Raw genomic sequence first — 20,333 nt, forward strand, 5'->3', positions numbered from 1 at the left:
GAGGGCGAGCGCGCCCGCGATGCCGCCGACCGTTCAGTGGCGATGGCGTTCGCCGATTGGGGGACTCCGACCCCGGCCAGCGTGCAGGGGGTACGTCGGGCGCTGCCAACGGTGAAGCTGATCGCGTCGGGCGGGATCCGCGACGGCGTCGACGTGGCCAAGGCCATCCGCCTGGGCGCGGACATCGCCGGGCAGGCGGCCGGCGTGCTGCGCGCGGCTACGGTATCCACCGAGGCGGTTGTCGCGCATTTCGAAATCGTCATCCGCCAGTTGACCGTCGCCTGCTTCTGCACCGGCTCGGCTGATCTGGCGGCGTTGCGTCAGGCGCGCTTGTTGCCCTCGGCGCATCTGCCCGCCGGTTGATGTCGGGCGTCGCCCGCACGTGGCGGCGGGCGCCTAGTCTTACTTAGGCAGAAAGTCGCGGATGCGGGGCGATTCGCGCTGGTCGCGGAATTGATGAGGGAAGCGCCCCACCATGCCGACTGGACAGCCGAGAGTGAAGCCGCATTTGACGCCTAAGTCGATCGCTTTGATCGGGCTGATCGGTCACACCGACCGAGCTGAGCCCTTGAAGGGGTCGGAACAAGGTGCGCCGGGAGACCGGCAGGGAGTAGATGGTGCAAATCCATTGCAATGAAGGAGTAGCGATCCACATTGACCCCGAGTCAGCGCGGTCGGCCCTATGAACGCGAAGAGACGAGCGATTTCAGCTGCCGGACGGCCTTGATTTAATATGCCGATGATTTCAGAGCGCTGATTGGGCGTTAGTTTCGGACCGCGTCCACCGTCGCGCGGCGCTAAAGGCAGGGAGGAAGATTGATCTCTTTGCGTATCATTATATTTATATATGATACGCGAACAGATCATAAAACTGTTGAGTTGCTCGCTGGATGAGATTCCCAGTCAGTAGGTCTGCTTCCGCAGCTGCCCTTGCCTGCGAGATGGCTCTAGATTGGGCCAAGGCCGCAATGCCGATGGGCTGGAATTAGCAACATGAAATGCCTGCTTCCCGTCGAACGTCATCGACCGAAAGCCCCGATCGGCTCGTATCGTGGTCCGCACATCGAGATCGTGGACTGTACCGCCCCGCTGCCGGCGGAAGTTAAGACGGACCTTGTTCAACCGCCGTGACGCGGGCCATCAGGTGGCGGCCATGGCTGCCTGGACGTTGAGCGGCGGAACTGAAAGCTTCGTCGGCGAGTGGCACACGCACCCGGAGCACGACCCGCACTATTCATCAATCAATCGGCAGACTTGGGACGCCCTGATGCGAAATGCGCGGAACCCTTTGATTTTCGCCATCGCATGTTGGAGCAGTTGGTGGTGGGGAAGGGGCAAATCGGGCACAACTAGTCATCTCGAACCTTAGACGCGGAACGCAAAAACAGCCCCGGTTAATCAGGAAGGTTATGGCATTATTGCGGGGACAGGATTTGAACTGTGACCTTCAGGTTATGAATTTGAGGGCCTTTGAGCAACCCGAGACATAGGTGACATTGCGCGCACCCGAAGAGATTCGAATTCCTGACCCGCAGATTCATAGTTTATCTTGATGCTTTCCTGGTGCATCCGTCTTTTCGCTACAGTACACAATTTGTATGATTCCACAGCCACTTAAGCGATACTTCGTACTTTGCGTAGACGCACCATCTAACTATGTGCGAGTCTAAAACCGGCCGAAAACCGGCTAGATTTTCGGCCGGTGTACCCCCAGACTCGCAGAACTAGGCCATGGCCGACATTCGTATCCTCCTCAACGACAAGGCGATCAGCGACCTCGAGTCGCCTAGTTCGGAACAGTATCGCGCCCGCGACGCCCAGCTCAAAGGCTTCCATGTTGTGGTCGGAAGGCGGAGGAAAGTATTCGCCGTTCAGGGCGACCTGCGCGAAGGTGGCAAGCGCATCGCCACAATCTCAGTACGGATCGGTAACGCGGCGACGATGTCTACACGCGAGGCGCGCGCAACTGCCAAGACGTATGTTGCGCAGATCTCGAAGGGGCGAGCACCCCAATCCAAAGCCTGCCGAGGCCGACCAGCAAGCAGGCGAAGCCTCGCCGGCAAATGGGGATCGGACACAGCCTGCCGGTCTGGCCGCCGCGCACCGTCGCGTAACTCTAAAGGAAGCTTGGGAACGGTATCGGGACGCCCACCTCATTCGGAAGGGCCGAAGCGAAGGTACCATAGAAGGCTATCGGGACCACGTCGAACGACTTTTAGAGATTGGCTCGACACGCCCTTGCAGGAATTGGCTGACAATCCCAGCAAGGTCATCTCGCGGCACGATGAGATTACCACGGAGCATGGTCCCTATATCGCCAATGGCGCCATGCGGACGCTGCGGGCTATCTATAATCATGCGCGCAAAGCGCACCGCTATCTCCCGGCCGATAATCCCGCGAGCGTAGTCGATTGAACTCGGAGGGGCGTCGGAACACCTCGACGGGGCTGGAGGATCTAACCCACTGGTTCCGGCAAGTCGCCGCGCTGCCAAATCCAATACGGCGCGAATTCCATTTGTTCTCGCTGCTTTCGGGATGCCGGCCAACGGCGTTGATAGAGACCAAACCCCATAATCTCGATCCTCGGCGCCGCGTGTTGCACATCCCGCGGCCCAAGGGCGGTACCGACCGCGCCTTCGACATTCCGCTATCGCGGCAGATGATCCTCTGTCTGACGCGGGTAATCCGGTTTGCGCGCCCTTTATACCCGTTTGAGGCCGACAACTGGTTGTTCCCAGCAGCTAGCGACAGCGGGCATTTGGCCGAGCAGAAGGAGGATCGCAAAGTTCTGGCAAAGTGGGGCAATGATCTGCGGCAGACGTTCAGAACTCTTGCGACGCCAGCCGGCGTCACGGAGTTTGATGCCCGCCTCTTGATGAACATGCCATTCCCGGCGTCAATGCCGGCTATATTTGCCGCGACAAGCTGCTCGAAGATCACCTTCGCGCCCAGCAACAGGCGATCAGCAATACGATGTTTGACGCGCTAGGTGATCTGATCGCAAAACACGGCGCCCTTCGATCCTGGCTCGGGCAGGCGCAACACGGCAGGCGATCGGCGCCGCCAAACTCGAGGAGGTCTACGCGCTGCCGCCTACTCTTCGACATTTGATCCCGTGAGGGGCTGAGTTTCAGTGACGTCAAGCAGGCGCCCGTCCGAGGCATTCGAGGTGGCCAGGCACTCCGAAGGCAGAGGTCACAAGTTTGAATCCCGTCGGGTGCGGCAAGAGACGTGCCTATCGGCGACGATGACCGCACCCTTGGGGGGCTCGTCGCTCTATCGTGGGCGGCTCGCGCAGCGTTGCCTCGGCGTAAATCACGGCAAGCTCGACCTCGTCGGCATCGAAGAACGGATAGGCCGCTGGTGCTTTTGCCTATTGATCCATTCGCTCTACTTCGCACTTATCGCGAAATTGGAGTGATACAGCAATGGCAACTTCGTTGCTCTAGTTGCAAAAATTCGCCTTTTTTGCTAAGTAATGCAGATGGAGAAAAATGCCGCCCACCTTCCCCAGGGTCGTTCGCAACTTGTCCGTGTGCTGTCCGCGGCGGGCGACGTCATTCACGTCGATGACGTAGTGGCTGCTCTCCAACTCGACCGTACCGCCGCCGCCCAGCGATTGTCGCGCTGGGTGGAGCAGGGATGGCTGAGCCGCGTGGGCCGCGGCGCCTATGTCGCGGCGTCAATTGATACGTTGGGGTCGGATCGCGTCCTTGATGATCCATGGGTGCTCGTCCCCGCGCTCTTCGCGCCAGCCTATATCGGGGGTCGCACGGCGGCCGAGCATTGGGACCTCACCGAACAACTCTTCAAGGACATTCTCGTGATGACCGCACAGGCGGTGCGGCAGAAGCGCCAAGAGAGACACGGCACGCTTTTTTCGTTGAAGCACATCGATGAGCGGAAGCTCTTTGGCACGAAGAGCGTCTGGCGCCATCAGACGCGTGTGCCCGTGTCGGACGTGCACCGCACGATCATCGATATGTTGGATGACCCAGCGATCGGCGGCGGAATCCAGCACCTGGCCGATTGCCTCGCTGCCTACCTACGCCGCAGTGACCGCGACGATGAGAAGCTCATCGAGTACGCGGTGCGTCTCGCCAATGGCGCCGTTTTCAAGCGCCTGGGCTTTCTGGCGGAACGCTCCCCCGAAGGGGCGGCGCTCGCGCGCCTTTGCGAACACCATCTCAGCGGCGGCCACGCCAAGCTCGACCCCGCCCAGGATGGGCCGCACGTTGTGACAAAGTGGCGACTGCGCGTGCCCCCGCGCTGGGCTCGCGAGGGAACGACATGATCGAGAAGCGCGAAATCCTCGCCATCGCCCAGCAGACATCCCTCACGCCACATGTCGTTGAGAAGGACTACGTCCTCGGATGGATGCTCGCCGGCATCTACCGGCACGAGGATCTCGCGGAGAATTGGGTGTTCAAGGGCGGCACGTGCCTGAAGAAATGTTTCTTCGAGACCTATCGCTTTTCCGAAGACCTCGATTTCACGCTTATCAAACCCGACCAACTCGACGCCGACTTTTTGGGGAGCACGTTTTCTGAAATCAGTGAATGGCTTTACGAACAAACAGGCATCGAGATTCCAGCCGACAAGCAAGAGTTCGAGATCTATCAGAATCCCCGTGGGCAAATCTCGTGTCAGGGAAAGATCAGCTATAAGGGGCCTGTCTCATCAACCCACGCGCTTCCGCGCATCAAACTCGACCTGACGGCTGACGAACGTGTCGTTCTACCGCCTGTCCGTGCGCAGATATTCCACCCGTACAGCGACGGTCCAGAAAATGGAATCGAGGTCTTGGCCTATGACTACGTGGAAGCCTTCGCCGAAAAATTCCGCGCGCTCGCAGAGCGGACACGCCCACGCGACCTTTATGACGTCGTGCACCTCTACCGAAATGCCGAGGCACGCCCTGACCCGCAGCGCTTCATGGAAGTCCTGCGCGCCAAATGTGAATTCAAGGGCATCGACATTCCGCGCATAGCTGACCTTGAGCCGCACCGCAGGGATCTTGAAACGGGCTGGATCCACATGCTGCAGCACCAGCTCCCGGCGCTCCTGCCGGTCGCGACCTTCTGGGAGTCGCTCCCAGAAATTTTCGCCTGGCTCGAAGGCGCCGTCACGCAACCACTCGCGGCGATGCCTATCCGCACTGGTGACACGCTCATCCGTGAACGAATCATCGGTTTGACTGCGGGCGGCCGAGGCCAAACCTTCGTTGAGATGATCCGCTTCGCTGCGGCTAACCGGCTCCTCGTGGAAATTGATTACCGGGACAAGCAAGGCAACCGCTCCACGCGCGCGATCGAAGCTTACTCCCTCCGCCGCTCGCAGGCAGGAGACGTGCTGCTCATGGCGGTGCGCGCAGACGACGGGCAGCCGCGCAGTTATCTGGTCGATAGCATTCTCGGGGTCAAAGCCACCCAGACGCCATTCGCACCGCGCTACCCCATTGAACTTACGCCATCAGGCCTTCAAAGCATTTCACTGACCGCGAGTTCGGGCCCAGGAGCAACTTTCGAGGTGCGCCGCACGCCAGTTGTTCGGCGTTTGCCCGCTCTTAGATCGACCCGAAGCTCGAGTTTCACCGCGGCAAATGGCCCAACCTACGTCTTCAGGTGCTCCGTCTGTGGAAAGACGTTCAGCAAGAAGAGCTACGATGCGACTTTGAACAAGCACAAGAACAATCGGACAGGTTACGAATGCTACGGCACGTTTGGTACGTGTGTGACAACGAAATACTAGTTAACGGAAACGACCACGGGGGTCTGTGTCAAGAGGTGATTAAGAAGTGCGGCGATGGTCGCTGGCTGGTGATGCTGATCGATGAAGCCAATGCTGTGCCACGCTCTGCATCAATCCTCGTTCGCATCGCCTCCAGCCTTGTATTCACGAAACGCGTTTGCCCGGCCGCGGCGCGTATCGGGCAAGGGATCGCTTTCAATCGCCTTTGACCAGGCGGCGCGCATGGCCGGGTCCCCGCGCTTGTTCCGGTCCATCGCGCTGACCAAAATGGCGCCGAAGTGCCGCGCGAGGAATGGGTCGTAGCGCAGTTGCTCGGCCGGGCCGGTCATCTCGGTTTCTTCGAGGATCAGTGCGAGGCCGATGCTCAATACGTCATCGATTTTGGCTGGCACCCGCGCCGGGTCCGTGCGCATTGAGCATGCCAAGAACCGAAGGGCCCACATTAATGGTGAAGGCGCTCGCACCGCTACCACCTGCGCGATCTCGGGCCAGAGCGCCGCTTCAAGGTCGGCCTCGCAGCCTTTCGACCAGTAAATCTGATCCAGCAGGGCCGAGAGAACCAGCACATCGGTCTCATCGCCACTTCCGATCAACGCTCGCAGCCCCTTCGTGGCAGCATCCACCGTCACAATGCCCAGATCGAGGAGCCAGGGGTAGGCAGCTTCCAGACGAAGCGGATATCGATCGAGTATCGCCAGGGACCGCAATTTCTTGGTCGCAGCGGGGCTTGATTTTGCTCGCATCGCGAGGTTCGCTACGATCCGCCCGCATTCCTGCGCTAAGTTGCGATCATTACTGCTGAACAGGTCTGGTCTCGCCGATACGGCAGCATGATTTGCAATATAAACGTGAAGACGCTCGATCAGCGCAACGAGATGAGCCTCGTCGATCAGAAACTGATTCTCTCTGAGCAGGTTTGCCAACGCACCGCTCTTGAGATCTGCATCCGTGAGCGGAGCGTCGGAAAGAAACTTGGCACACAAGGCTCCTTGCGCATCCGCGCTGGCCGGCTTTGGAAATGAGAGGAAGGCACCGGGGTAGAAGACAGTCCCGCTGGGCAGGCCGTCTTCAACATAAGCTGGATCCCACAATGCTTCGCCAAATACCTGTAAGTCTTTTCCGTTGAGCAGCTTGGCATTGAACAGCCATGCCGTCCGCGACGAGGCCGGGAGCCGTGTATCGGCCTGACGCAACGCCGCGAGTGTATCTGAGACGATCTTCCGCCATTTCGGATCGGGTTTCCCCATCTTGACGTCGCTCGGGAGATTCTCCTCCGGATCGCGAACGCCATGGGCGAAATTGCCGGGGTTCCTGGTGATCGGATGCTCAAAGATTGCGAGCAGCATCGCATCGTGCGCGGGGATCTCCGCAGCCTCAAAGCAGCGGCTCACCATCTGGCGCAGCTGATCGCCTATATCGATGCTACGGGGAAATCGGGGATCAGCATGTAGGGCAAGTCCGATCTCCAGCAACTTTGGAGCGCGATGCGGCGTGCGCAGGACCACGCGCGAAGCGATTTCGAGCGCGGATTTGAGCCGTTCCATCCAAAAGCGCTGCTCAGTTTTTCCCGCATCGACACGCTTCTTCGCCGCATCGATCAGGCGGAGAACGCGATCGATTAGACGGTCCGCCTCGCCCGCGTTGACCCTGGCGACCATCGAACGGGAAAAAAGCGCGTCAAACTGCTTGCTCGTGGATCCAGGTGAGGCCAGAAGAAAAGCATCGATCGCCCTTGTTGGTGCGACATCCATCAGCCAGCGCGCAGCTTCGAACACGACTTGCCTGGCGACCGCTGCATGTCCAATGCGAAGCGGCAGGCCTCCCTCTTCCTGGAAACGGAGAGCCTGATAAGCAAGAAGCCGGTCAATGCGTGGATCTAGTGGTCCAAAATTGAAGGTTCGATATATCGAGCCCAGATCAAATCGCCGCGTGCTTTCTCGCTCCTGCTTGAGCGGTGGCGCCGGCTGAGCGAGGCGGTCCATTAAGTTGAAGAAGTCGCTGCGACCCGGGCAGCCACGCGCTTGGAGTTCCTCCTGGCGCATATCGAACCGGTCGCGCACGGGCCCGTTCTCATGCCAATCGCCAAGCGCGCCGAACAGCACGGAACTGCGAAACAGCAGCGCGAAACTTTCACGTGACCAGGAGGCGATGTCCGTCACACCCCGCTGAGTTTGCTCGCGGATCGCGTTGAGCGCCTGCACCGACAACAGCGACGCTTCCTCGTCCCGCCCAAGATCCGCGAGCAAGGCCGCCTTGCGCAACAGCCAAAAGCTGTCGCCCTGGACATTCCACTTCTTGAGCGCTGCCTCGAGCCCGTCGATATCAAAATCTGCGCGCAGGCGCAGGCAGCTGTCATAGGTCAGGCGCTCGAGCCCTTCCGTATCCTCCGCGAGCCTGGGCGCCAGCCAATCCGACCAGCGCTTGTGAAGGCCGGCATCGTTCTCTTCGCGCGCGTGGCGCAAGATCGCCAGCGCAAGGGCTCGAAATTGTCTTGCCGGTTCGGGGGGTAGTTGTTCGTAACGACCGATCAGAGCGTCCAGAAGTTCCAGAACTACATCATCGACGGTCAATGCCAGCGGAACGAGCGCCGCCTCCTGTTGCCAGTTGAGCTCGAATAATGCATCGAGCCGCTCGTCCTCGTCGAGGGCACGCAATCCGCTAATGATATCGTCGAGACGCATCGATAGACGTCGCCAGAGCAACTGGCTCGTATCGAAGGGAGGCACAATCCAGCCGGGGTATATGGTACGGTTCTGCCGCCACTGTAAGACCAACTCGCGAACCATTTGCACAGGTGTGTTGATGTCACTCCACCGCGGATCCGGCATCGGTGATCTTGAATCGGGAACCGGGCTCACATGCACGAGCGGGGGTACAAAACCTGCAGCTGGTCGCGGCCAGCGCTTCGCTCGATACGGTTCAGCCGCACGCAAGCATTCAAGGAACCACCGATGGGCATTCTCCATCTGCTGGCTCTTCGGCCAGGTCTCGAACATCTCAAGTGTCGCGAGATCGATTGGCTGGATGCGCCGGCTTTCGAGCATCTTGCGTTTCGGTGCGCTTAATCCAAGCGCGCCCACCAGATAGATAAGCGGGGCCTTCGGCCCTAGCCGATCGCGCACCCAGCCAGACCAGAACAGGAAGTTCGGGTCGTCGCCCGAGAATCCCAGCAGAACCAGTGTATTCTCCATCGCGAGCTGCTGCGCGAGGTTGACGAAAGCCCCAAATCGCGCCGGATAGGTCCGGAAATCCTCTTCCGTGAAGACAAATGGGCGATGCGACGGGAAACTGCCGTGCAGCTTGATGACCCTCGGTGCCCGCGCCTCCGGAATCTCCTCGACGGTCCGCAGGATGTCATAGACCCGCTCTTCTGCGCTTTCAGCCGCTCGTTCAAGCAGCGTGTCCCAGTTGGTCGTCATGATATCGGCCCACGGGAGCTGGACGAGCATTTCGTGCAGTTTACCCGGTGTGAACTGGCGGTCGGGGACATTTGCCAATATCAATTTGTCGAGCGCATTGCGTCCGAATTGTGCCTCGAATTCTTCTGCCACCCGCAGATAGGCGCTGGTCGCGCCACTCTGTTTCAACAGCCGTTCTCGTTGTTGGTTTTGGTCTGTCGCCTGGCCGGAGTTTGCCGGGTAAAGCTGGTTTACCATTGTTCCGTAGATGTCGTTCCAGTCTGGCATCGTGCCACCAGAGGCTCGCACCGGAGTTGCGTTGCGGCTGAATCCGGCGCCAACCAGTAAGGCAGCAGATCCCACCGGCTCTCGCGCCCAAAGGGCTTCGGCGATCCGCGCGACATGCGGTGCATCCGAAAAGGAATTCATCATCTAGCAGGCTGTTGAAAAAGGTACTCGTCATCGGTTTGCAACGATGATTCATTGTCTCCGAAGGGATTCGGAGACGGATGCATGCGAGGCGGAGACGAACAGACAGGCGAACTGTTCAGCTACGTGGACCTTGAGGCGCGGGTGCGACGCGATCATCCGTTGCGCCGCATTCGGGCGATTGTGAACGAGGCCCTTTCGGCGCTGGGGCGGGAGTTTGCGGCGCTGTATTCACCGATCGGTCGGCCGTCGATCCCGCCGGAAAAGCTGCTCAGGGCGATGCTGCTGCAGGCGTTCTATTCGATCCGCTCGGAGCGGCTTTTGATGGAGCGGCTGGAATACGATCTTTTGTTCCGCTGGTTCGTCGGCATCGGTGTCGACGACGCAGCCTGGGACCATTCGGTGTTCTCCAAAAACCGTGACCGGCTGCTTGAGGGCAACGTCGCAGCGAAGTTTCTAAGTGCAGTCCTGGCGCAGCCCAAGGTGAAGAAGCTCCTTTCCACGGATCACTTCTCGGTCGACGGAACGCTGATCGAGGCCTGGGCGTCGATGAAGAGCGTCAAGCCGAAGGGCGGTTCGGGCGAAGATGACTCAGGCGAGCCGCCGGCTCAGGACGGCGGGCGTAACGCGGAAGCGGACTTCCACGGCGAGAGGCGATCGAACGAGACGCACGCCTCGACCACCGACCCCGACGCCAGGCTCTACCGCAAAGGGCGGGGCAAGGAGGCTAGGTTGTGCTTCATGGGACATGGGCTGATGGAGAACCGCCATGGCCTGCTGGTCGATGCCTGTCTGACGCTGGCCGACGGGCATGCCGAGCGAGTGGCGGCCCTGCATATGATCGAACCTCGCGCCGACCGGCCGCAGGCGATCACGCTCGGCGCCGACAAGGCCTATGACGCGGAGGACTTCATCAACGAGTTGCGCTCGATGAAGGTGACGCCGCACGTGGCGCAGAACACGAACGGCCGCCGTTCCGCGATCGATCGCCGGACCACGCGTCACGGTGGCTATGCCGTCAGCCAGCGCATCAGAAAGCGCATCGAAGAGGCGTTCGGCTGGATCAAGACCGTCGCCGGACAGGAGAAGACCAAGTTGCGCGGCCGCGACCGCGTTGGGTGGGCCTTCACCTTCGCGGCCGCCGCCTACAATCTGGTGCGGCTGCCCAAGCTCTTGGCGGCGCCGAAATGACCGCGCCCGCGGGCTGCCAACTGATCGGCCGCTGGCGGATCATCGAAGCCGATCTGTGGGATCGCGGTTACCTGAACCTCGGTGGACCCGCAACCATCACCATCGGACCCGACAACAACGGCGAGATCGCCTTTGGCGCCCTGCAAGCCGGCCTCGATCTGAGCTATGGCCTCTCGATAGTTCACTTCACATGGGGCGGATGTGACGAGATGGACGACGTCACAGGCGATGGCCATGCCGAATTGCTCGACGACGGCTCGATCGAGATCACATTCGCCTACCACAACGGCGACGAAGCCATCCTCAAGGCAGTACGCCAGACTTCTTCAACAGCCTGCTAGATCCCATCCCCTGGCGTAACCGCATTCCGCAGGAATGGAGCACCGCTGTTTCCCCGGACTGGGATAGCTTCTAAACGAAATTCTTGCCAGTAATTTGAGTCGAGCGACACCGGTCGATCAGACTCGCTGACAAGCAACAGTTTAGAAGGAAAAAATGGATCTCGCTCTTTCATTGTTATCAAAGAAACTGGTCCCATGACGTTCGGAACTGATGAACGATTGAAAAGCTATCTGGACACAAACCAGTTGCAAAGGGAACGTATGTGCACTGCCGTCCTTGCTTTGGACAAGCGGTTCACGAATGTTCGACCACGTCACCCTCGGGGCGGACCTGATGGCGGTCGAGACATCGAAGCTGTCTTGAATGGGGAACAGAAAACTTATGGTGCTATCGGGTTTGTCAATCAAGCTAGCGATTCAACGGATCACAAGAAGAAAGCCCATAAAAAATTCTCGGCGGATTTGGCGAGTGCGACCGCAGCCGATCCTGAAATCAAGGCCTTTGTCTTCTTCACAAACGTGAATCTTACAGCCGGCGAAAAGAATGCCCTGGTTGAGAAAGCCACGAAAAGCGGGTTGGCCTATTGCGAAATCTTCGATCGGGAAAGAATTCGCTTGGTTCTTGACGGTGCCGACGGAATGGCGATCCGATTTCAGTCACTCGGCATCCCAATGTCTGACGCAGAACAGGCGACATTCTTCGCGCGATGGGGCGACGATATCCAAAGTGTGATTGTTGACGGATTTAGCGAAATAAAGAGATCGCTGAACCGAATGCAATTTCTGCATGAGATGAATGCTCCCCTTGAGCAGTTCCTCGTTCTCTTAGAGCTGGACCGCGAATACAATGGCAATGAAATCGGCCACTTCCGGTTTTTCGTGAGTATGAGTCTCGCCGAACCGAGAGATGGGCTCTTTATGGTGATGTTTGGAACGTCGGATCGCGCTGATAGAGCGAGCGCAAAATCTTTGGCGGACGTCGAGGCCATGCCCGCGGGCATCTTCCACGGGATGATGGGAGCCAAGTGGGAGCAACGCATTACGACGTCGGGAGATGACTCGAAACAGAACGCTCCCGCAGACGAAGGGGACGATGACGGAGAGGGCATCAGCGTCCGCACATTCACGTCAGTCGGGATGGAGAACGTGCGCTTTTTGCGTGCTGAGTTTGGGTATGGTGGCGGTAGCTTTCGCTTCGGTCCCTATCTCCGTCTTTCTGACATTGACGACAGCATGATTGCTCTGTTCATGAACAAGACATTGGCAGACAAGATCAAAGCCATTCATTTTATCGGGAACCAATACAAGTTGGCCGAATACGGCCGTGACGGTTTTCGAATTGACACACACGGCAAATTTGAGCCGAGTCTGATCTTTACGCCGTCTGAGTTAACTGACGAATGGCGCCGGATCATGCGGAATTTCGGTCCATTCAGCGTTCGATATTCCGAGATGACGCCCATCAGACTCTTCAAGCCAGTCGAGGCGAGCAACTCCCTGCCAGTCCGACGGTCAGGGAAGGCGAGCATTTAGCGTAAAAATTAAGGCCCGAGTCAGCACTATCAGGTTGAGGAATGCGTAACGCCACAGTGGCTGCACTCGAGATCCACACGTTGCAGGTTGCGGCCTACCTCGAACTGCTGACGAGCCACGCGGCGCCGAAGCGAGGCACCATGTGTCAGCGAAGCCGATACTGATTTGGTGAACAGTCCACCCCAATATCTGAACCTCGACGGGTTCCTACCGAAGAGCCACCCAAGGATGGTAGACCGTTTTTCGCATTTGACCCGCAGGGCATCTGGCGGATTTCCTAGGGCAATGCCCTGTTCGATGTTGAGGCAGTATGCGTAGATTTTCATGAGGCCTTTAAGGGGCCATCACGAAGGGCATTTCCTATGCTGATCTCGTCTACGCTATGCCACGGTTTGTCTGCGACGCTGGACATAATTCAGAGGCCCCTCTGTCACGGGGCCTTTTTTTAGAAATGGCTCGCCGGCCTCAACTAGACGTCGCGGCATCTCGCACTTGAGATCGCAGGGCACGGCGAAGGGATTGTGCAGACCACAAACTCCCATCCGGGTGGTGATGAAAGCCGTAGCTGCGCGTGAGAGGTTCAAGTCTATGCAAATGATAGCTCAGGCGGCCCTCACCTTTGCAATATCTCGGATGGAGCCGATGCGAACCGTAATCTCGTCAGCCTCCAATTTGCCAATGTCGGCGTTGCGCTCATGATGCCTGTTCACGATGACCTGATTGAGCTCGTAACCTCCCCGCTTTGCAAAGACATATCTGTATTCCTGCTCCGCAGCGTAGGTATCGCGCTTCAAAAAAGGAAGGTGTGTCGGGTTCTTGATATCGACCCCTTCGGCCACGGCGGCATCAGTTCGGTAGTAGGTGATCCGGTCGGCTCGCAACAATGGTCGATCGAGCCGGTAACGGCTTCGGCGCAATAAGGCGCCAGCGATGCGGTCGCGCAATGCCTGCTCATCGGTAATTTCTATGCACGCTCCCCCGAATTTTCGCAAACCGTCATCATAAGCCATAGAGAGGCAAAAGCAGAAAATAAGCTCCGGCCGTTTCAGCTCGTTGTGGTAGGCGAAGCGGCCAACAATCTTCTGCCCGGTCGTTACGTTAGTGATGGTTACGTCGTTATTCGGCGCGTCCACATGCATGCCCTCGTAGGCATCTACGCGTGGGTCGCCTTTCGATCTTCATGAAGTACGGCAGGTTACGAAACAGGAGGTTCCCATCGAGGACGCTCCGCCGCGAGTGACGAAGGCGACTTGCTTCCAGCAGCTGCCGTTGGCGGCGCACTTCGGCCTGTTCTTCCATCTTGGCTTTGCGGCGGGAAATCGCATTGCCGATAGGCAGCCCTGCGCTCCCATAGAAAAGAGGACCGTTTCCTTCCAGCATCTGCACAATGGTTTCGATTTCGCCGATGATCTTGGGCGCCTCGACCTCCGACCGAAGTGCCCTGTCATACGTCAAACCGGATTCCTGGTGGATCGATTGCAGCCACTGCTCGACCGTTGTGCCGGCGCGTTCGTCTTCGGGAAGCTCGCCAAGTATCCACCCTACCCGCTGCACGGTTTCCTGAATCAAAGTGGTTCTTTGGTTTGCTGCCAGGGTCCTCTCGTTCCATGGTTTAGCGAACGCCGGGGCGAGTATGAAACCGAAGCCTTGCGGGATAAGGACACCCTCACCGAGCAAATATTTCAGATAATTGTCGACTGCCTTCCAAGCCGGGGCGAAGCGGGCATCGATCGCGGTGACATCGTCTGCCACCTCGCCAGACACACGCAGAAAGGCCTTTTGGATCAGCCGGCGTTTTTCCAAATGGTTGACGATCGGCACGGCTTTGCACTGAGCGTTGCCGAGGCAGCGATCATGAAAGACCTCGGCCAGGATGATGGCTTGCCATACCGCCGGCGGTTCGGAAAAACAGGCGAAGCCCGGGACGTCGCGGCCGACAAACTTTGCAAGACCGATCGCTTGAAGCTCGACCTCGCGTGGGACGACGAAGTCACGGCCGACCGGGTTCGCCAGTGCCTGTCTGTATGCTGCCGCTGTTTGCTCAACCCAGCTTCGGTATTTGGCTGTCGCGGCAGCCTCGCGCCTGCCCCGTTCTTGCTGCCATTTGAGCTCATCTGCGTCTTGCTTGGCCCGCGCAGCTTCGATGCCTGGATGATAGAGCCACCGACGCGTTGCGGTTTTCAGCACCGCCTCGTTGATGGCAACCCTTAGCGAGTCACGCGGAGGCTTGGACAGATCGATTTCGACGGCGGGGATCTTGTGTTCCCTGAGGCGCTGGATTTTGGCGCTGTCCGCGAAATGGGTGACGGCGACCTCGACGAACAGGTTATAGCCGAGCGCGCGAACATACAGGTCGGGAATGATGGTCTTGGAATCGTTGTACTTGAGCCGAAGAAATTCGGTTTCGACCTCCAGGCTGGGCTTCATCACCAGGCGTTTGTTATCGAGCCCAAGCCGCTCTGGCAGGATCAGCTTCGGATTGCTGCGAAACGCTTCCTTTGCCAGCAAATGCAAAACCGTCTCGACGAGCGCCACGACGGTTCGAGCGCTGCACCAATGCAGCCGACTAACCCCGTCGCAGAGCGCGGAAGATTGCACGGCGCATCGGAACTCGACGTTCAAAAGCGGAATCGTAGCACAGAGAATAGATTCGTATGTTATCGTAGCCGTAAGGAGGAACGACGATGAATAAAAATTATTGCCAAACACAATCGATTAAGATGGAAGGATAAAGCGCGCATGGCGCGTCGGTTTGTCGGCTGTTTCTTTTAAAAGTTTTGAAGCAGATCGCACATTGTGGCCCTTCGGCCTAATGTCCGCAGAGTATGTAAGGTCTTGTGTTCGAACCCTGTTTTGCACATTGCGGGATTGGTTCACACCATAGTCGCGAGTTTGCATTTGATCTAGCGATTCGCCAGACCCGGCGTGCCAGGCGCGGCCGTTCATCGCTAAAAGGCTTAGCGATGAACGGCGGTGGCTGGTTCTCGCGCTGTGATGGCTTGCGGTGCCCGCATCGCCCGAGGCCTACCGGTGGCATGGGTGTTGGGCCGAGAAGGAGAAATGTTGGCACTAGGCCGTCAGCCGGCTTGCGGTCTTTTTCAACAGGTATTCGAGTGCGCGAAAAACCAGGTGAGCGACTGCGGTTAGGTGGAAAGCTTTCCTCGTAGCGCAACGTCGTCTCTCCGTTGTACGATTCAGGGAGACTCGCGATCCAGGTCTGAGCACAGCGTTTGCGAGCATTTATGACGACCGAGCGTGAGCCGGGGGTGTGCCGTGCTGGAGGAGCTTTATTGACGAGCGTTTTCGGGTCAGGACCAAGCCTCGATGCACCAAAGGGTGATGTCGCGCGCCAGGCAACCGCTGCGCTGCGCGGTTATGGCTATCAGCTCTACGCATCAGGCTTGGCCTGGCTGGGTTTGGGAGACGGCGAGATCCTCCACCTCGAAGTGGCCGAAGACTATGCAGTCGCAACACGTGACGCGCTCGCAGGAACCCAAGTCAAAGACACGGGCGGAAGCGCGAACATCACCCTCCAGTCGGCAGGTGTTCGCGCCGCAATCGATTCCTTCTTCGATCTCGTGCACCGCAATCCCAAGCGCGCTGTTTCGTTCCACTATCTGACCACGTCCGAAATCGGCGTGGAGCGAAGCAAGGCGCATCGCATCGCAGGAGGTGCCGCACTTCATTATTGGCGCCGGGCCGCGGCGGGAGCCGATGTCGGGCCCTTACGCACGCTGGTGGCAGCGCTCGATCTGGAGCCGTCCACGAAAGCCCATCTCGAAGCACTGACGGACGACCATGCGTTCCGGAGCGATTTCCTCCGGCGCATACACTGGGATTGTGGCGCACCGGGCATTGCGGGCATGCGCGACGAGCTTGAGGCTGGGCTTATCGAATATGTTGCATCCGCAAGACGGCTCTCAAGCCATACGGGGAGGGCTGTTTTGCCGGCGGTTGTCGAGCGCCTGCTGATGACGGCGGTTACTGGCAATGCGCGACAATTGCGTCGTGCCGATCTCCTCGTGCTAATCGACGAGACAGCCATTGTTGCAGTTCCTCTGCAGCAACTATCGGCGGCGCTCCAGGGCGGCGGTACAGGCGCGACCTTCACGCGACCGGCCTTGCTGGTACCGGCGAGCGACTTACCTCTTCCCGCGATCCGGGCTCCGCGAATAGACTTAGTCGCCGCGCTCGACACCGCACGCCGCACAGCAGGGGTTGCGATCGCGAGCGGCGCGACGGGATTGGGCAAGTCGCTCGCCGCGCGCGTCGTGGCAGACTGCTGTGAAGGGCGGTGGTCGATCGTCGACTTCCGCAACTTATCTCCCGCCGAGACCGCCGCACGGTTGTCGCTTCTGCGGGGGGAACTGGCTGCCACGTCCGCAACGCACCTTATTCTGGATGACGTGAACGAGATCGACGATCCTGCCGTACGTGATGCGCTGCTGCGCGTCGTCACCAGCCTTCGGCGACGTGATTGTACTGCGGTAATCACAAGCTATCGCGCACCGACCAAGGCTACCCATTACCAACTGGCACCCGAGGCGCCCTCAGCAGTCGAGGTCGCGTATCTGGCGGAGGAGGAAGTTACCGAACTCGTCGCGTTGGCCGGCGGCGATACCAACTACGCCGGTGCGGTCTATCGCGCTGCGGCACGCGGCCATCCTCAGCTCACCATGGCGGCGCTGCTCCATCTCAAGTCAGCAAATTGGTCAAGGGCATCGATTGGCGCGGTCCTGGGCGGGCAGATCCCCGACGAACTGGGCGCGGAACGGCGCGCAGCGCGACAACGCCTGATCGCGGCGTTTCCGACCGACGCACAGACGCTGCTGCTGCGCGCTAGCCTGATCCGCGGTGGGTTCGACCGCGGCCTTGCCCTAGAGATCGCGGGGCTGGAACCGATCGTACCGCTTCCCGGCCTTCTGCTCGACCAACTCGTTGGTCCTTGGATCGAGCCCTATCGGACAAAGCGACTGCGGGTTTCGCCATTGCTCGAAGATGCCGCTGAGGATGTGCTCACCTCCGCAGAATGCCGCGCCGTTCATCGCCGCATTGCCGACGCGATGTTCCGGGCCAGGAGCATCTCCGTACTTGATGCGCCCGCAGCGATGCATCACGCGCTCAGGAGCGAGGAGGGTGGCTTCGTCTTCGCCTTCGCGCATAGTGTGATCACCTGCCCGGTCGAGGTGCTGGATTTTCTCGCTCCCTTCCTGGGCGAGCTTATGGCCTTCGCAACCGACACGCCGATCTTCCCGCAAGACCTCGCAGCGTCGGCGATGCTGCGATTGGCCCAGTTGCTCGTCCTTCTTCCTTATGGCACTCCCGGGAATGCTCGGGCTGCCTGGGACGCCTTCGAACGCGAGCGTTTTCATGTGACGGGACCGGAACTCATCGAGGGCTTCACGCTTTCCAAGCTCCTACTTCATCCGCGCACCGGCGAGCTCTTTTCCGATTGGTTGGAGATACTACTTCGGTTCGACCGGCTGCTTGGGATCTCGCCCCAACTCGCCACGGCCAACAGCAACTTCAAGTCCGTTGCCGGCGATCCGCATGTGAGCGGCGTGTTGTTTGGGGCGCAACTTGGCAACGTCCGAACGGTCGCTCGGTTCAAGGAAATCCTGGAGCGACTTGATAATGAAGAGCCCGCGACGCGCGACCGGGTCCTCTCATCCTTCCAGCCTGGGCGAGGCGATATTTCGATCCTCGTCAACCATGGCTGGCTCAAGGAATCGCGAACCCACACGTTTGATTGGGAGGCCGCTGCCCGCGATTATGCCGCCTGCGCAGACCTCGCGATCAGTTGGGGCAATGCCATGCTCGCGACGCGCTGCGCGATAGCGCGGGCCATTTGCCTCGACGAGAATGGCGACGATGCCGAACGGGCACTTGCCTGCCTCGCGCAAGCCGAGGGCAAATTCGGCTTCGACATCGCAATTTCGCGCGCCCGGGCCAAGATCCATTGGCTCAGGCGCGATCATGCCGCGGCGCTCCCGCTGCTGACAGCGGCTGCAGAAGCCGGCGGCCAGGACACTATCGAACGGGCCTATATCGCTCGCGAGGCTGGCATAAGCGCCGCGACGCTCGGCGACTGGGCAGCCGCCCAGCAATGGTTCGAACGTGCTCAGGGGGAGGCTTCGACGCTCGACAAGATGCCTTCGGTGCGCGCGATGGCGATCGGGCTGCTCGCCGATACCGCCCATGCCGCTTATTGCGCGGGCCGGCCTGAAATCGCGATCGTCAAGATGCGCGACGCCCTGTCGGCCCTGCCTGGCATCGACCCGGAGGGTACGCTAGCCGAAGCCCATTGCCACCGTGTCGTGCGCCATGGCCTGCTCTGGCTTTACCGCGAAATCACGGGGACCAAGGCCGGCGCTCAGGAAGAAGTGATCTATTCGCCTGGCTGCGCCAGCAACACCGAGCCGCTTGAAGCTATCCGCGAACATCCAGTCGTCGCCCTCGACGTCGCCTTCTACCTACTCGCCGATGCGGACGAAGCACTCGCGGCACCCACCGGCTTCTATCGCGATTTTCGTGACTATCTCGTAGAGGGCCCGATCGTCTCGTCGGAGCTTTCAGCGGCCATCGCCGAGGATCGAAGGACTATCGCAACCCACGATCCTACCGATTTCGTCCAGCGAGTGCGGCGCCATGCCTCGGTCGCCGAAATGGTCGCCTCCGGTGAGTGGCTCGAAACCGACGCTGCGCTCAAGAACCCCAGACGCGGCACGATACCGTTGGCGACGATTCGTGAAGACGCCGATGAGGACCTGCGCCGTGCGGCTGAAGACTATCTGTTGAGCTTCGCCACGGCCGCGGCGCTCGCCGGCGCGTTCGACGCGATCGACGCAGTTGTTCATGAGGGATTGGCCTCGTCCGAGATCGGAGCACTTCATTCCTTGCTTCGCCGCATGCGTGGCGACCTTACGATAATCGCGACCGATCGAGATGGCGCCGCCAACACGATCTGGCTGCTGCGCGAGGACCTAACGGCGCGCCCCGCCGAATTCTGCTGGGCAAGCGCATGGCTACTGTTCCATGTCAATGCCTCGCGGCTCCGTCTCGGTGTTGAAGAGCCGCTCGTGGCGTGGATTTTCGGTGGGTGCGCCTATCTGGTCAGCAACGGCCGCTTCCGCCTTTCGTTTCCGGCGACCACGGTGCCGCCGGTCGAGGCTGTGCTTGCGCGACCCGAGCGAACGATCGCGTCCGCCGCCGAACTGCTTCTCACGCTCGCACCCGCAGTGGCGACACGGTTCATTCCACAGGCGCGGTCTACGCTGGAGAAGATCGCCGGAACCTCGCCGAAGTGAACGCTGCGATGAACTCCACTGCAATTCTGCAGGCGGTGTTGCTGCTGTCAGCCTCGTCCTCCGGCTCCATCACGGTGCCGCAATTAACGCTAGAGGGTCGAGATGCTGTTCGCCCACCTCAACACAACGATGCGGTTCGAACGAGTGCGGTGACTGAGGATCGCGATCCGACGCTTTGTGTCGCCATTGTCGGGTCCGCTACACGGCTTGTTCCGACGATCCTTTCTTTGGCCTCGAGCTAAATCCCTGAAAAGCAACCACGAAATTATTCTTCGGTTCGATCAGCCAAGTTGGCACGAGTCTTGAGATCCTTGGGTGCGAGGCGGCGACAGCTGCCCGACCGGCATTCATGTCGCGGCAGCCGCGATGAATGGAACGAAGG

At 59.5% G+C, this 20,333-nt stretch carries 12 protein-coding genes; 9 read left to right on the top strand and 3 right to left on the bottom strand.

The genetic code is table 11. The features are described from left to right. The 5 genes from X773_RS68385 to X773_RS73900 form a co-directional block, all read left to right on the top strand. On the top strand, positions 1–363 hold a 363-nt coding region (locus X773_RS68385), incomplete at its 5' end, for an alpha-hydroxy-acid oxidizing protein (protein ID WP_023679712.1). Between the two features lie 1,368 nt (positions 364–1,731). Then, complete coding sequence (locus X773_RS78505; RefSeq protein ID WP_245274821.1) at positions 1,732–2,415, top strand: integrase arm-type DNA-binding domain-containing protein; 684 nt, start codon at positions 1,732–1,734, stop codon at positions 2,413–2,415. Beyond that, positions 2,412–2,990: a hypothetical protein gene (locus X773_RS78510; protein ID WP_023679714.1), complete on the top strand. Its 579-nt coding sequence runs from the start codon at positions 2,412–2,414 to the stop codon at positions 2,988–2,990. Before X773_RS78505 ends, X773_RS78510 begins: the two co-directional genes overlap by 4 nt. A gap of 489 nt (positions 2,991–3,479) precedes the next feature. Next, positions 3,480–4,295 carry a type IV toxin-antitoxin system AbiEi family antitoxin domain-containing protein gene (locus tag X773_RS68400; RefSeq protein WP_023679716.1) on the top strand — a complete coding sequence of 272 codons (816 nt, stop codon included), beginning with the start codon at positions 3,480–3,482 and terminating at the stop codon, positions 4,293–4,295. Then, entirely contained in the window at positions 4,292–5,752 is a 1,461-nt protein-coding gene (locus tag X773_RS73900) for a nucleotidyl transferase AbiEii/AbiGii toxin family protein (RefSeq protein ID WP_023679717.1), read from the top strand. The genes X773_RS68400 and X773_RS73900 overlap by 4 nt, the downstream gene beginning before the upstream one ends. Positions 5,753–5,862: 110 nt before the next feature. Here X773_RS73900 and X773_RS68405 read toward each other — a convergent pair whose 3' ends face one another. Beyond that, on the bottom strand, positions 5,863–9,582 hold the full coding sequence (locus X773_RS68405; protein WP_023679718.1) for an SIR2 family protein: 3,720 nt from the start codon (positions 9,580–9,582) through the stop codon (positions 5,863–5,865). 81 nt (positions 9,583–9,663) lie between these two features. Here X773_RS68405 and X773_RS68410 point away from each other — a divergent pair, with 81 nt between their 5' ends. The 3 genes from X773_RS68410 (at position 9,664) to X773_RS68420 (ending at position 12,644) form a co-directional block, all read left to right on the top strand. Then, positions 9,664–10,770 carry an IS5 family transposase gene (locus tag X773_RS68410; protein WP_023679719.1) on the top strand — a complete coding sequence of 369 codons (1,107 nt, stop codon included), beginning with the start codon at positions 9,664–9,666 and terminating at the stop codon, positions 10,768–10,770. Next, positions 10,767–11,111: a hypothetical protein gene (locus X773_RS68415; protein WP_023679720.1), complete on the top strand. Its 345-nt coding sequence runs from the start codon at positions 10,767–10,769 to the stop codon at positions 11,109–11,111. The genes X773_RS68410 and X773_RS68415 overlap by 4 nt, the downstream gene beginning before the upstream one ends. 195 nt (positions 11,112–11,306) lie before the next feature. Next, positions 11,307–12,644, top strand: a complete 1,338-nt coding sequence (locus X773_RS68420; RefSeq protein WP_031212683.1) for a hypothetical protein — start codon at positions 11,307–11,309, stop codon at positions 12,642–12,644. A gap of 602 nt (positions 12,645–13,246) precedes the next feature. On the opposite strand, the gene X773_RS68425 is transcribed toward X773_RS68420, so the two are convergent. Further along, on the bottom strand, positions 13,247–13,777 hold the full coding sequence (locus X773_RS68425; RefSeq protein WP_156937450.1) for a hypothetical protein: 531 nt from the start codon (positions 13,775–13,777) through the stop codon (positions 13,247–13,249). Then, positions 13,761–15,179: a hypothetical protein gene (locus tag X773_RS68430; protein WP_023679724.1), complete on the bottom strand. Its 1,419-nt coding sequence runs from the start codon at positions 15,177–15,179 to the stop codon at positions 13,761–13,763. Before X773_RS68430 ends, X773_RS68425 begins: the two co-directional genes overlap by 17 nt. A gap of 755 nt (positions 15,180–15,934) precedes the next feature. Here X773_RS68430 and X773_RS68435 point away from each other — a divergent pair. Continuing rightward, a complete protein-coding gene (locus X773_RS68435) occupies positions 15,935–19,951 on the top strand; it encodes a hypothetical protein (RefSeq protein ID WP_023679725.1) in 4,017 nt (1,338 codons plus the stop codon). Positions 19,952–20,333: the final 382 nt, after the last annotated feature.

This window comes from Mesorhizobium sp. LSJC280B00 (genome assembly GCF_000502835.1).
Lineage (GTDB): Bacteria > Pseudomonadota > Alphaproteobacteria > Rhizobiales > Rhizobiaceae > Mesorhizobium.